Below are 13,050 nucleotides of genomic sequence, written 5' to 3'. Positions count from 1 at the left end.
GCCAGCTTGTGAGGTAAGGCTCAGTTCGGTCGGAGCTTCGCCGCGCGACGTCGTCCACACCCCTAGTCGCGATCTATCGCGTTTCGGTACGCTGCTGTCGTGGACCTTCAGAAGCAGCCCGCATCCGCGCCCGCGGCCCCGCAGCCCGCGCCCGCAGCCTCCGCGCTGCGCGCCTCGGACGCCGACCGCGACCGTATCGCCGACATCCTGCGCGACGCCCTGGCCGAGGGGCGGCTGACCGCCGACGAGCACGCCGAGCGGGTCGAGGGGGTGCTGAGCGCCAAGACGGTCGGCGAGCTGGAGGTCTTCATCCAGGATCTGCCGGCCGCCCATGGACACCGGGCGGCGGCCCGGTCGTACAGCCCCGCGCCGAACCGTCCGACGGACGGCGCGATCCCGGCCGAGGCCGACGGGCACGTGGTGGCGGTGTTCAGCTCCGCCATGCGCAAGGGCCGCTGGCGCGCCGGCCGCCGGCTGCACGCGTACGCCGTGTTCGGCAACGTCGAGATCGACCTCAGCGAGGCGATCTTCGAGTACCAGCAGGTGGTCATCAAGGCCGTCTCCGTCTTCGGCAACGTCGAGATCCACGTCCCGGAGAACGTGTCGCTGCGCGGCACCGGCGGCGGTGTCCTCGGCAACTTCGAGGTGGACACGCTGGACTCACTGGAGCCGGACGCGCCCGTGGTCTACGTCGACGGGTGGGCCGTACTCGGAAACGTGGAGGCGAAACCCAAGCGCGGCAAGCTCGTCGCGGACATTCTCGATCGGGTTCAGCGCAAGGTCGACAAGAGTTTGCGCAAGCACCTGGACCGTTGACGGTTGTGAATCGGGGCACATCTGGAGCTGATCGGTCCGCCCCGGTCCGGCCCCGACAACGCGCACGAGCGCACGGAAACCAGCGGTTCGGAACTCAGTGCATAGGCGCGCGCACAGCGGGTAGGCCTTGCTGCATCGTCTCTCGCTCGCGAAGCCGTCGTCAGGAGTAGACCGTGCTGCAACCGCCGCATTCGTCCCTGCAGGTAGCTGCTGTTCCGGCTCAGCGGGTGCCTGTGCGAGACAGGGACCAAGACGCTCCATGGCACACCGAAGCGGTGTGCCGGCGCGACGAGGCCGGCCTGTTCTTCGCACCCTCCAAGGAACCCACCGCCGCCCGGCTCTCCCGCGAGGACGCGGCCAAGCGCGTCTGCGCGCGCTGTCCGGTGATGGTCGAGTGCCGGGAACACGCCCTGCTCCAACCCGAGCCCTACGGCGTCTGGGGCGGCCTCACGGCCGCCGAGCGCCGGGTGGTGCTGGCCAGGCGCCGCCGCCGCGACCTGGAACTCCAGAAGTCCCGCGCGGCGGGCCGCATAGCAGCGGCAGGCTGACGAAAGGCGCCCCCTCCGCACCAGGGGGCGCCTTTTCACTGCGCGGCCGACGGTGACCGGCCGCGGTCGGCGGTGACCGGCCGGGGTGGAGCCGCGGTGGATTTCGCCGCTCCTACTTGGCCCGGTCGAAGTCGATCGCGCTGTAGGCCCGCAGCTTGCTCAGCCGGTGCTCGGAGTCGATCCGCCGGACCGTCCCGGACTTCGACCGCATCACGATCGAGTCGGTCGTGGCGGTCTCCGCGCGGTAGCGCACGCCCCGCAGCAGCTCGCCGTCGGTGATCCCGGTCGCGACGAAGAACACGTTCTCGCCGGACACCAGGTCGTTGGTGGTCAGCACGCGGTCCAGGTCGTGCCCCGCGTCCAGCGCGCGCTGCCGCTCCGCGTCGTCCTTGGGCCACAACTTGCCCTGGATCACGCCCCCCAGACACTTCACGGCACAGGCCGAGATGATGCCCTCGGGGGTGCCGCCGACGCCCAGCAGCAGATCCACGCCCGTGCCCTCGCGCAGCGCCAGGATCGACCCGGCGACATCGCCGTCGGAGATCAGCTTGATCCGCGCGCCGGTCTCCCGGATCTCCTTGATGATCCCGTCGTGCCGGGGCCGGTCCAGTACGACGACGGTGACGTCCTCGGGCGTGACGCGCTTCGCCTTGGCCACCCGCCGCACGTTCACCGAGATCGGCGCCTCGATGTCGACGAACTCCGCGGCCTCGGGCCCGGTGACCAGCTTGTCCATGTAGAACACGGCGGACGGGTCGAACATCGACCCCCGGTCCGCGGCGGCGAGCACGGCGATGGCGTTCGGCATGCCCTTGGCGTTGAGCGTGGTGCCGTCGATCGGGTCGACGGCGATGTCGCACTCGGGGCCGGTCCCGTCACCGACGCGCTCGCCGTTGAAGAGCATCGGCGCCTCGTCCTTCTCGCCCTCGCCGATGACGACGACGCCGTTCATCGAGACGGTGGAGACGAGGGTCCGCATGGCCCGCACGGCGGCGCCGTCGGCGCCGTTCTTGTCACCGCGCCCGACCCAGCGGCCCGCGGCCATCGCGGCGGCCTCGGTCACCCGGACGAGCTCCAGGGCGAGGTTGCGGTCGGGAGCCTCGGAGGGGACTTCGAGTTCGGACGGCAGATGATGATGCTCGGTCATCGGAGCGCACCTTTCTGATACGACGACGGCCGGATGAGGGTATGGCCACGACTCTATCGCCAGGCAGACAAAATGAGCAGGGGGCCCCACGGATGAGCGGACCAGGGCACCTGCGACGATAGGGGCGTGGCAGGTTCGAACGGCAAGCAGAAGACGGTCCGGGACATGGTTCTCTCCCTGGGCCTGATCGTGATCGCGGCGGCGATCGTCTACGTCTTCATCCCGCACAGCGACCACGCTCCCGACCTCAAGCGGGTCGACTACCGCGTGGAGCTGCTCACGGCGCGCCGCGCGGCGCCGTACCCGGTGGTGGCGCCGCAGGGCCTGCCGAAGACCTGGAAGGCGACCTCGGTCCGCTACGACGGCGCCGCGTTCGACACCTGGCACCTCGGGTTCAGTGCCCCCGACGGACAGTACGTGCAGATAGAGCAGTCGACTCAGAAGCCGGCCGACTTCGTGGACACCGCCAGCCAGGGCGCCTCCGCGACGAAGACCACCCAGACCATCGACGGCCGCACCTGGACCCGCTACACGGGCGGTCGCTACGACGCCCTCGTGCTCGCGGAGAAGGGCTCGACGACGGTCGTGGCGGGCACGGGCTCCTTCACTCAACTGACCGAGATGGCGCAGGCGTTGAGGACGAAGTAGAAGGCGAAGCGGACGGCGGGGCAGAAGTGCCCGTCGGCGGCACGACGAGGGCCCGGCACAGCATGTGCCGGGCCCTCGTCGTGCCGCGTGTCTCAGACGGTGGTGACGACCTGGTCGAACTCCAGTCGCGGGGAGCGCGGGAACCAGGCGTCCTCGCCCGGCTTGCCGATGTTGACGACCATCAGCGGGGTGTGGTCGTCGTCCAGGAACTCCTTCTGGACGCCCGCGAAGTCGAGACCGGTCATCGGGCCCGCGGCGAGACCGGCGGCGCGGACGCCGATGATGAAGTACGCGGCCTGGAGGGCGGCGTTCAGCCTGGCGTTGCCCTCGCGGACCGAGCGCTCGGCGAACACGGCGTCCTTGGCCTGCGGGAAGTGCGGGAAGAGGTGCGGCAGCTCCTCGTGGAACTCGTTGTCCGCGGAGAGGATCGCGACCAGCGGGGCGGCGGCGGTCTTCTTCTGGTTGCCCTCGGAGAGGTGCCGCACCAGGCGCTCACGGGCCTCGGGGGAGCGGACCAGGGTGACGCGCAGCGGCGACTGGTTCATCGAGGTCGGGCCGTACTTGACCAGGTCGTAGATCGCCTGGACCTGCTCGTCGGTCACGGGCTCGTCGGTGAAGGTGTTCGCGGTGCGGGCCTCGCGGAACAGCAGGTCCTGGGCGGCGGGGTCAAGAACGAGAGACATGCGGGAACTTCCTCGGGGGCGGGCCGGTTATCCGGACCGTGGTCCGGATAGGCTGACGACACCGACGGTACGACAGGGAAGTTCAAGGTTCAACAAAAAGCGGGGCGTAGTGATCCGCTTCACAGCAGATCACCGCCGTCGCCCCGCGAAGCGGCTCGCCTGGTAGCGGCGGCTACTCGCCGCCCTCTTCCGCGGCCTCTTCCTCCGCCAGCGCCGCGTCCAGCCGCGCCCGGGCCCCGTCCAGCCAGCGCCTGCACACCTTCGCCAGCTCCTCGCCCCGCTCCCAGAGCGCGAGCGACTCCTCCAGCGTCGTACCGCCCGCCTCCAGCCGCCGTACGACCTCGATCAGCTCGTCGCGCGCCTGCTCGTAGCCGAGCGACTCCGCCGTACCGGCACCTTCGTCAACCTTGCTGGTCATCCGCCCACCCTATGCATGTGCCGTGTCGACTCGAACCGTGAACTCGCCCTCGGCGACCCGCGCCCGCAGCGGCTCGTCCGCCGCCACCTCCTCCGGGTCCCGCACCGCGTGCCCGTCCGCCTTCTGAAGCACCGCGTACCCCCGCTTCAGGGTCGCCGCCGGGGAAAGGGCCACCACGCGCGCGTGCGTGTGCGTCAGCTCCGAGTCGGCGCGGTCCAGGAGATGGCCGAGAGTGCGCCGGCCGCGGTCGAGGAGCGCGGCGACATGGTCCGCCCGCTCGTCGATCATCCGGTGCGGATCCTCCATCGACGGCCGCGCCAGCGCCTGCGCCAGCCCGCGCTCCTCCCGGTCGACGAACGCGAGCACACACCGCCGCGCCCGGTCGCGCAGCTGCCGTACCCGCTCGTACTCCTCGCCCACGTCCGGCACGACCTTCTTGGCCGCATCGGTGGGGGTCGAGGCGCGCAGGTCGGCGACGTAGTCCAGGAGCGGGTTGTCGGGCTCGTGCCCGATCGCGGACACGACAGGGGTACGGCAGGCCGCCACGGCCCGCACCAACTGCTCGTCGGAGAACGGCAGCAGGTCCTCCACGCTGCCGCCGCCGCGCGCCACGATGATCACGTCCACGCCGTCGAGCGCGTCCAGCTCCTTCACGGCCTGCACCACCTGCGGCACGGCGTGCACGCCCTGCACCGGTACGTTGCGCACCTCGAAGCGGACGGCGGGCCAGCGGTGCCGCGCGTTCTCCAGGACGTCCCGCTCGGCCGCCGAGGCCCGCCCGCAGACCAGCCCGATGAGCTGCGGCAGGAACGGCAACGGCTTCTTCCGGTCGGCCGCGAACAAGCCCTCGGCCGCGAGCGACTTCTTCAACTGCTCCAGCCGCGCGAGCAGTTCACCCACCCCCACCGGCCTTATCTCCGTGGCCCGCAACGACAACTGCCCGCGCGGGGCGTACCACTCCGGCTTCGCGAGGACCACCACCCGCGCGCCCTCGCTGACGACGTCCGCGATCTCGTCGAACACCTGCCGGAAACAGGTCACACTCACCGAGATGTCGTACGACGGGTCGCGCAGCGTCAGGAACACGACACCGGCGCCGGGCCGCCGCGACAGCTGGGTGATCTGCCCCTCGACCCACACCGCGCCGAGCCGGTCGATCCACCCGCCGATCAGCCGGGAGACCTCACCGACGGGGAGCGGGGCGTCCGGAGCCGTGTTGAGAGCCATGCGCCCGAGAGTAACGGCCGCCTCTGACAACGCGGTCGAGGCGAGAGCCGAGGTGAGAAGCGTGTGCCCCTCAACTGGTCTCCGTGCCGGTGCCTGTGCCGGTCCCCGTGCCTGTGCCTGCGCCGGTGTCCGTGCCGGCCCTGTTCCTGTTCCGGCCGCTCTGCGCCGCGAGCACCGCCAGGCCCACCCCCAGCCAGACCGCGCCCACCACCTGGGCCGTACCGGACGCCTCCACGATCACCGCGATCGTGATCGCCGCCCCCAGCACCGGCACCAGCACGTGCCGCCACCACACCACCGGGCCGCCCCGGCGCCGCACCGCGAACCAGCCCACCACGCTCGCGTGCAGCAGCGTGAAGGCGGTCAGGGCGCCGATGTCGACGACCGACACCAGCTGGTCGAGGCCGTCGTCGCGGCGGGCCGCCCAGACCGCCGCGACCAGCGTGATCAGAGCCGCCGAGAGCAGCGCGACCCGCGGTAGTCCGCCGTCGGTCCTCGACAGGGCGCGGGGCAGCCGCCGGTCGCGGGCCATCGCGAAGACCAGGCGGCCCGCCGCGGCCTGTCCCACGAGCGCCGCGAAGGCCGCGCCGATCGCCTTGCTGACGGCCACCAGGTTGTGCAGCCAGCCGCCCACCGACACGTCGACCGCGTCGTAGAACGCCGATCCCTGCTTTCCGGCGTCGGCGGCGAGCTGCGCGGAAGTCGTCGGCTCCAGGAGGGCGACCAGATACGTCTGGGTGATGAACAGGACACCGGCGAGCGCGAGACAGACGAGCAGTGCCCTGGCGACCCTCTCGGAGCCGCCGGTGACCTCCTCCGCGAAGGTGGCGACCGCGTCGAAGCCCAGGTAGGACAGGACGGCGACCGAGACCGCGCCGATCACCGCCGACAGCGCGAACGCGCCCTGGGTGCCGTCCCCGGAGAGCGGCGACAGCCAGCCGCGTTCGGCGCCGTCGCGCGCGAGGACGACGACCGCCGACACGACGAACACCACGAGGACCACGATCTCCATCGCGAGGACCAGGAAGCCCACGCGCGCGGCGGCCCGCACGCCCCAGAGGTTGAGGCAGGTCGTCAGGACGACCGCCAGCGCGGTCCACACCCACCGGGAGACGTCCGGGACCAGGGCGTTCATGGCGATCCCGGAGAAGAGATAGGCGACGGCGGGGATCAGGACGTAGTCCAGCATCGCCATCCAGCCGGCGATGAACCCGGCCTCCTTGCCGAGCCCCACGCGCGCGTAGGCGAACACCGAGCCCGCCTGGGGGACGACCCGCACCATCTGCGCGTAGCTGAACGCGGTGAACGCCATCGCGACCGTCGCCACGATGTAGACCAGCGCGACCGCGCCGTGCGACTTGGCGTCCAGGGTGCCGAACACACCGACCGGGGCCATGGGGGCGATGAACAGCAGCCCGTAGACGACGAGATCGCGGAAACCGAGGCTGCGCCGCAGCTGGGGCGCCCCGTCGGCCGTGGTCGTCGCGTCCGTGCCCGTCTCCGCCATCTCACGTCTCCCGTAGCTCGTGCCCGGCCCCACCCCTCCCGTCCCACGGCCAGTCTCCCCAAGGACGCGATCTTTGACCCGTCGAGCGCGGCCTTACGATGGGACGCATGACCGCTTCGTCTGGCCGCCGTGTCCTGCTCGCCGCCCCCCGGGGCTACTGCGCGGGTGTGGACCGCGCCGTGATCGCCGTCGAGAAAGCCCTTGAGCAGTACGGGGCTCCGATCTACGTCCGGCACGAGATCGTGCACAACAAGTACGTCGTGCAGACCCTGGAGAAGAAGGGCGCCATCTTCGTCGAGCGGACCGAGGAGGTCCCCGAGGGGAACATCGTGATGTTCTCCGCGCACGGCGTCGCGCCCGTCGTCCACGACGAGGCCAGGCGGGGCAATCTCGCCACCATCGACGCGACCTGCCCCCTGGTGACCAAGGTCCACAAGGAAGCCGTCCGGTTCGCCAACGACGACTTCGACATCCTCCTCATCGGGCACGAGGGCCACGAGGAGGTCATCGGCACCTCCGGAGAGGCCCCCGACCACATCACCCTCGTCGACGGCCCGTCCGACGTCGCCAAGGTCGAGGTCCGCGACCCCTCCAGGGTGGTCTGGCTCTCCCAGACGACCCTCTCCGTCGACGAGACCATGGAGACCGTCGACGCCCTGAAGGAGAAGTTCCCGCTGCTCATCTCCCCGCCCAGCGACGACATCTGCTACGCCACGCAGAACCGTCAGCTCGCCGTGAAGCAGATGGGCGAGGAGGCCGACCTGGTGATCGTGGTCGGCTCGAAGAACTCCTCCAACTCCGTACGGCTCGTCGAGGTCGCCAAGCTGGCCGGTGCCCGCGACGCCCACCTCGTGGACTTCGCCGACGAGATCGAGGAGGCCTGGCTCGAGGGAGTGACCACGGTCGGCGTCACGTCCGGGGCCTCCGTGCCGGAGATCCTGGTCGAACAGGTCCTTGAGTGGCTGTCCGGGCACGGCTACGAGGACGTCGAGCTGGTGAAGGCGGCCGAGGAGTCCATCACGTTCTCGCTGCCCAAGGAACTCCGCCGTGACCTGCGCGAAGAGGCGGCGGCCCTGGTCGCGGAGCGCACCGGTACGGCCCGTACGACCCCCTCCGGGCAGTGACTGTCAGTCGTTCGTCGTAGCGTGGATCCATGCAGATCTTCGGCGTGGACATCGGTGGATCCGGGATCAAGGGCGCCCCTGTGGACCTGGACAAGGGCGATTTGGCCCAAGAGCGGTGCAAAGTGCTCACCCCGCACCCGGCGACGCCGGACGGGGTGGCGGACGGCGTGAAGGAAGTCGTCGAGCACTTCGGCTGGACGGGCCCGGTCGGGCTCACGTTCCCGGGCGTGGTCACCGGCGGGGCCACGATCCGTACGGCGGCGAACGTCGACAAGAGCTGGATCGACACGGACGCGGGCGCGCTGTTCAGCGACAGACTGGGCGGCCTCCCCGTGACCGTCGTCAACGACGCGGACGCGGCGGGCGTCGCCGAGATGCACTTCGGCGCCGGCCAGGGCCGCAAGGGCACGGTGATCCTGCTGACCTTCGGCACGGGCATCGGCAGCGCCCTGTTCGTCAACGGCACGCTGGTCCCCAACACGGAACTGGGCCACCTTGAGCTGAACGGCCACGACGCCGAGAAGAAGGCGTCCAGCAAGGCCAAGGAGGACGGCGAGCTGACCTGGGAGCACTGGGCCCACCGCGTCCAGAAGTACCTCGCCCACGTGGAGATGCTGTTCTCGCCGGAACTGTTCATCATCGGCGGCGGAGTCAGCCGCAAGGCCGACAAGTTCCTGCACTTCATCGAGGGCATCAAGGCCGAGATCGTCCCGGCGCAGCTTCAGAACAACGCGGGGATCGTGGGGGCGGCGATGCACGCGGCGGGGGACGACTAGGGCCTGTCCGGCGGATGAGGCCGGGCGGGGTGGGGTGGGGCAGCCGGATGGGCCGGATGGGCCGATAAGAAGGCTCTCCTCGGCCATGGGCCCTTGGATCTCGGCCTTCGATGCTCGGCCTTGGACCCTTGGCCTTGGACCTCACCCCCGGCGGCGGCGCCGGACCAGCTGGATTCTGCGGACCGTTGCGATGAGGCCCGCGGTGAACGTTCCGCCGTAGAGCCAGCCGGCCTGGGTGGCGAGGCCGGTGAACAGGCCCATCAGGCGGTTGCCAAGGCCGCCGCTGCCGTCGGCCACCGGGAACAGGCCGACGGCGAAGGCGATCGGCACGACGACCGGCGCGGTCAGCAGGTCACCGCGCCGGATCCAGACCGCCGTCAGCACGCACACCGGCAGGAACAGCACGCCGTAGACGGTCAGCGAGGCCCCGAACAGCAGCTGGTCGAGGAACCCGAGCACGAGCATCACGGCGGCGCAGAACAGGCCGCCGCCGAGCCCGGTGAGCCGGGGGTTCGGCAACGGCCGTACGGACGAGGTCGCCGCCGGGCCGGGGCGTCGTACGGCCGCCGGACGGCGCTGGGCGGAGCCGCGTGCCTGGGGTCCCGACCGGGGGGTGGTACGGGCCGGGCCGCCGTTCGGGCCCCGGCCCGCCTGCGGGGGCAGCGGCGGGGCCCCGCGTCTCGCGCCGGGCTGCGGGGGTCGTGTCCTGTGTTGCTCCACTGGACCAACTTAGGTCGGTTTATGTGCCGAATAGGTCCTGGGACACGCCGATGAGCAGAGCTTGGCCAGGTGTTCGAGGCGGAGCCGGGGCGGGGCGGCTCACGCCGTAGACTGGTGGATCGGCCCCGGGCCGCAGCCCCGCGAGCCCCCTCATCGCTCTCACGCCTCTCACGTACGGGAAGTCGCAACGTGTCGCTCACGATCGGAATCGTCGGTCTGCCGAATGTCGGCAAGTCGACCCTGTTCAACGCCCTGACCAAGAACGACGTGCTCGCGGCCAACTACCCGTTCGCCACGATCGAGCCGAACGTCGGCGTGGTCGGCGTCCCCGACCCGCGCCTGACCAAGTTGGCCGAGATCTTCTCCTCGCAGAAGGTCCTCCCGGCGACCGTCGACTTCGTCGACATCGCGGGCATCGTGAAGGGCGCCTCCGAGGGCGAGGGCCTGGGCAACAAGTTCCTCGCCAACATCCGTGAGTCGGACGCGATCTGCCAGGTCATCCGTGCCTTCAAGGACGAGAACGTCGTGCACGTCGACGGCAAGGTCTCGCCCAAGGACGACATCGAGACGATCAACACCGAGCTGATCCTCGCCGACCTCCAGACCATTGAGAAGGTCCTGCCGCGCCTCCAGAAGGACTCGCGCATCAAGAAGGACGTCGTCCCGAAGGTCGCGGCGGTCGAGGCGGCGAAGGAGATCCTGGAGCGCGGCGACACCCTCTTCTCGCAGGGCGTCGTCCAGGGCTCGGGCAAGGAGGAACTCCTCCACGACCTGCACCTGTTGACGACGAAGCCCTTCCTCTACGTCTTCAACGTCGACGAGGACGAACTCGTGGACGAGGACTTCAAGACGGCCCAGCGCGCCCTGGTGGCCCCCGCCGAGGCGATCTTCCTGAACGCCAAGCTGGAGGCGGACCTCGCCGAGCTCGACGAGGAGGACGCGATGGAACTCCTGGAGTCGGTCGGCGCGGAGGAGCCCGGCCTCGCCACCCTCGCCCGCGTCGGCTTCGACACCCTCGGCCTCCAGACGTACCTCACGGCCGGCCCCAAGGAATCCCGCGCCTGGACCATCAAGAAGGGCGCCACCGCCCCCGAGGCCGCCGGAGTCATCCACACCGACTTCCAGAAGGGCTTCATCAAGGCGGAGGTCATCTCCTTCACCGACCTGGTGGAAATGGGCTCGGTCGCGGAGGCCCGCGCCAAGGGGAAGGCGCGCATGGAGGGCAAGGAGTATGTGATGCAGGACGGGGATGTGGTGGAGTTCCGCTTCAACGTGTGAGCGGATGAAACAACACCACGTTGCTGACGTGGCAAACACAAGTCAGAAGGGGTTGGACTCGATCGAGTCCAACCCCTTCGTCGTCACCGTGCTGGATGGGTGCTGGGCTTTCTGACGCAGGGGCAGCGGTAATTACGTCTCGTAGAAGGTGGATCGGTGTCCCACGTGAACGACCCAGACCACCAGCTCTCCGTTGTCGATCGTGTAGACGACGCGGTAGTCGCCGACGCGCAGACGGCGTCGCTCGGGCTGGGACACGAGCGCGGTGGTGTTGAAGCCGAGGGGGTCGGTCTCCAGCTCGGTCAGCTTTGCCAGGATGCGCAGGGCCATGTCGCGAGGGATCTTCCGAAGCTCGGCCTGCGCCTCAGGGCGGAAGACGGTTCGGTAGTCACTCACTCCGAGCCAGCGTCTCCCTCATGATGTCCTCGATCGGGATGCCGGGGGCCGGATTGGCCATGCGCTCGTCGATGATCCGGTTGATCTCGCGCTCTTCCCACTCCTGATACTTGCGCAGCACCTCGATGGAGACGACGGCGGCGACCTCCTTGCCTCGACGTGTGATCACTGTGGGCGTGTCGTCGCGATCCGCGCGCTCCACCACCTCCGCCAGGTGTGCGCGCACGGCACGGATGGACTCTATGGGCAGCGGTCGCGTCATACGCTCAAGTGTACCGAGAGTGCCATGTGTACACAATCGTGATGAGGTCGTGCGCTCGGCCCGGAGGCGTAGCGGGATCCCCCCCGGGCGCAGGGTCGGAGTCTGATGCCGGTGACAGATCCGCCGCATGAGTGACGAGCGATTGCCTGACGAAGAGCTTGCCCCGGTCCAATTGAACCTCTGAGCGTGGAGCATCTTGATCAGCTCACGGCGGAGCTCGTTGAGCTGCGCGAGCGGGTGATGGTGTGGTGGAACCGGGCCTGGGCGCTCAAGCATCCTGACGCGAGGGTTGAGGGGCTGGAGCCCGACACGGCGCCCGCCTATCCGGAATGAGTGTGCTGAATAGGTTCCGACCGCGCTGGATGTGCGCTGGATCAGATCTGTAGAAGGTTCGTTTTCGCGGCGGGGAGCGCTGTGGTGGACGTTCCGTTCCGCTTCAACGTGTAGCCGGCGCCCCAGCATGGTCAACCCCCCGTCGACTCCCGAACCACAAGAGAGAACGCGCAGACCGCCTCCTCGTGGTCGGTCTGGGGGGTGGGCTGTTCGATGCGGCGGACCAGGAGGTCGACGGCTCGTTCGGCCATGGCGTCGTGGTTCGGGTCGATGGTGGAGAGGGAGGGGATGAAGTACTCGCTCTCCGTGATGTTGTCGAAGCCGATGACCTTGACCTGGTCGGGCACACGGATGCCGGTGTCGGCCAGTCCGCGCAGGGCGCCCATCGCGAGGGAGTCCGTCGCGCAGAACAGGCCGTCGAAGTCGAGGCCGCTCGCCGCCATCTTCCGTGCGGTCAGCGCGCCCTGGCGCATGTCGAATCTGGTGACCTGCTGGACCAGTTCGGGATCCGCCGCCAGGCCGGCCGCCGCCAATGCCTCCCGGTAGCCCGCGAGGCGGAGGCTGGAGGTGTCGACCTCCTCGAACGGCATGCACAGGATGGCGATGCGCCGGCAGCCCCGCTCGATGAGATGGCGGGTGGCGGCCCGGGAGGCTTCGAGGTTGGGCATGCCGACGTGGTCGACGGGGCCTTCGAGGATCCGGTCGCCGAGGACGACCACCGGGTGGTCCACCTTGAGCCGCTCGGCGTCCGAGGGGCCCATGCTGGCGGCGCTGATGATGAGGCCGTCGTAGAGCAGGTTGCGCGAGAGGGACAGGGCGTCCAGTTCGCTCTCGCGTGTGCCGGTCTGTTCGATGCTCACCCTGAGGTTGTGCCGGGCCGCCGCGGCGATGATGGCGGTGGCGAGTCTGCTGTAGTAGGGGCTGTTCACCTCGGGGACGGCGAATCCGATGGTTCCGGTCCGGCCCTTGGAGAGGTTGCGTGCGGCGACGTTGATCCGGTAGTCGAGCCGGGCCATCGCCTCCAGGACCTTCTGGCGGGTCGCCGGACGGACGTTCGGATGGTTGTTGATGACGTTCGACACGGTCATCGGCGACACTCCGGCCGCCTTGGCCACGTCTTGCATCGTTGCCACGTTCACCCCTGGTCTGTGGTCTCGGAGCCCGCCC

16 protein-coding genes are annotated in these 13,050 nt (G+C 69.6%); 7 read left to right on the top strand and 9 right to left on the bottom strand.

Annotated features, from left to right (window positions below; genetic code table 11):
- Positions 1–99 precede the first annotated feature (99 nt).
- Positions 100–816 carry a DUF1707 domain-containing protein gene (locus ACIQPR_RS02025; protein WP_403640478.1) on the top strand — a complete coding sequence of 239 codons (717 nt, stop codon included), beginning with the start codon at positions 100–102 and terminating at the stop codon, positions 814–816.
- Positions 817–989: 173 nt separating this feature from the next.
- Entirely contained in the window at positions 990–1,364 is a 375-nt protein-coding gene (locus tag ACIQPR_RS02020) for a WhiB family transcriptional regulator (protein ID WP_403640475.1), read from the top strand.
- A 112-nt stretch (positions 1,365–1,476) separates the two neighbouring features.
- Here ACIQPR_RS02020 and glpX read toward each other — a convergent pair whose 3' ends face one another.
- Positions 1,477–2,511, bottom strand: coding sequence for a class II fructose-bisphosphatase (gene glpX, locus ACIQPR_RS02015; protein WP_403640472.1), 1,035 nt, complete (start codon positions 2,509–2,511; stop codon positions 1,477–1,479).
- A gap of 126 nt (positions 2,512–2,637) precedes the next feature.
- Here glpX and ACIQPR_RS02010 point away from each other — a divergent pair, with 126 nt between their 5' ends.
- Positions 2,638–3,159 (top strand): DUF4245 domain-containing protein, encoded by a 522-nt coding sequence (locus ACIQPR_RS02010; RefSeq protein WP_403640469.1) that lies wholly within the window; start codon positions 2,638–2,640, stop codon positions 3,157–3,159.
- A 92-nt stretch (positions 3,160–3,251) separates the two neighbouring features.
- Here the strand turns inward: ACIQPR_RS02010 and ACIQPR_RS02005 are convergent, their stop codons facing one another.
- The 4 genes from ACIQPR_RS02005 to ACIQPR_RS01990 form a co-directional block, all read right to left on the bottom strand.
- Positions 3,252–3,842: a malonic semialdehyde reductase gene (locus tag ACIQPR_RS02005; protein ID WP_403640466.1), complete on the bottom strand. Its 591-nt coding sequence runs from the start codon at positions 3,840–3,842 to the stop codon at positions 3,252–3,254.
- Between the two features lie 172 nt (positions 3,843–4,014).
- Positions 4,015–4,260, bottom strand: a complete 246-nt coding sequence (locus tag ACIQPR_RS02000; RefSeq protein ID WP_403640463.1) for an exodeoxyribonuclease VII small subunit — start codon at positions 4,258–4,260, stop codon at positions 4,015–4,017.
- Between the two features lie 9 nt (positions 4,261–4,269).
- Positions 4,270–5,487 (bottom strand): exodeoxyribonuclease VII large subunit, encoded by a 1,218-nt coding sequence (gene xseA / locus ACIQPR_RS01995; RefSeq protein WP_403640460.1) that lies wholly within the window; start codon positions 5,485–5,487, stop codon positions 4,270–4,272.
- A gap of 70 nt (positions 5,488–5,557) precedes the next feature.
- Entirely contained in the window at positions 5,558–6,994 is a 1,437-nt protein-coding gene (locus tag ACIQPR_RS01990; RefSeq protein WP_403640458.1) for an APC family permease, read from the bottom strand.
- 98 nt (positions 6,995–7,092) lie between these two features.
- On the opposite strand from ACIQPR_RS01990, the gene ACIQPR_RS01985 reads away from it, so the two are divergent.
- Together ACIQPR_RS01985 and ppgK are read left to right on the top strand one after the other, a co-directional pair.
- A complete protein-coding gene (locus tag ACIQPR_RS01985) occupies positions 7,093–8,118 on the top strand; it encodes a 4-hydroxy-3-methylbut-2-enyl diphosphate reductase (RefSeq protein WP_403640455.1) in 1,026 nt (341 codons plus the stop codon).
- Between the two features lie 29 nt (positions 8,119–8,147).
- Entirely contained in the window at positions 8,148–8,894 is a 747-nt protein-coding gene (gene ppgK / locus ACIQPR_RS01980) for a polyphosphate--glucose phosphotransferase (RefSeq protein WP_403640452.1), read from the top strand.
- Between the two features lie 141 nt (positions 8,895–9,035).
- Here the strand turns inward: ppgK and ACIQPR_RS01975 are convergent, their stop codons facing one another.
- The gene (locus ACIQPR_RS01975) at positions 9,036–9,614 is read right to left on the bottom strand and encodes a DUF6542 domain-containing protein (RefSeq protein WP_403640449.1); all 579 of its coding nucleotides are present in this window, start codon (positions 9,612–9,614) and stop codon (positions 9,036–9,038) included.
- A gap of 189 nt (positions 9,615–9,803) precedes the next feature.
- Here ACIQPR_RS01975 and ychF point away from each other — a divergent pair, with 189 nt between their 5' ends.
- Positions 9,804–10,892 (top strand): redox-regulated ATPase YchF, encoded by a 1,089-nt coding sequence (ychF, locus tag ACIQPR_RS01970; RefSeq protein WP_403640446.1) that lies wholly within the window; start codon positions 9,804–9,806, stop codon positions 10,890–10,892.
- 132 nt (positions 10,893–11,024) lie between these two features.
- Here ychF and ACIQPR_RS01965 read toward each other — a convergent pair whose 3' ends face one another.
- Positions 11,025–11,288: a type II toxin-antitoxin system RelE/ParE family toxin gene (locus tag ACIQPR_RS01965; RefSeq protein WP_403640443.1), complete on the bottom strand. Its 264-nt coding sequence runs from the start codon at positions 11,286–11,288 to the stop codon at positions 11,025–11,027.
- Complete coding sequence (locus tag ACIQPR_RS01960; RefSeq protein ID WP_403640440.1) at positions 11,281–11,550, bottom strand: type II toxin-antitoxin system Phd/YefM family antitoxin; 270 nt, start codon at positions 11,548–11,550, stop codon at positions 11,281–11,283. Before ACIQPR_RS01960 ends, ACIQPR_RS01965 begins: the two co-directional genes overlap by 8 nt.
- Positions 11,551–11,736: 186 nt before the next feature.
- On the opposite strand from ACIQPR_RS01960, the gene ACIQPR_RS01955 reads away from it, so the two are divergent.
- Positions 11,737–11,883 (top strand): hypothetical protein, encoded by a 147-nt coding sequence (locus tag ACIQPR_RS01955; protein ID WP_403640437.1) that lies wholly within the window; start codon positions 11,737–11,739, stop codon positions 11,881–11,883.
- A 131-nt stretch (positions 11,884–12,014) separates the two neighbouring features.
- On the opposite strand, the gene ACIQPR_RS01950 is transcribed toward ACIQPR_RS01955, so the two are convergent.
- On the bottom strand, positions 12,015–13,007 hold the full coding sequence (locus ACIQPR_RS01950; RefSeq protein WP_403642829.1) for a LacI family DNA-binding transcriptional regulator: 993 nt from the start codon (positions 13,005–13,007) through the stop codon (positions 12,015–12,017).
- Between the last annotated feature and the right edge of the window lie 43 nt (positions 13,008–13,050).

The organism is Streptomyces sp. NPDC091280 (assembly GCF_044768565.1).
GTDB lineage: Bacteria > Actinomycetota > Actinomycetes > Streptomycetales > Streptomycetaceae > Streptomyces.
Note: the sequence above shows the minus strand (reverse complement) of the source record. Positions and strands in the feature narration are given on the sequence as shown.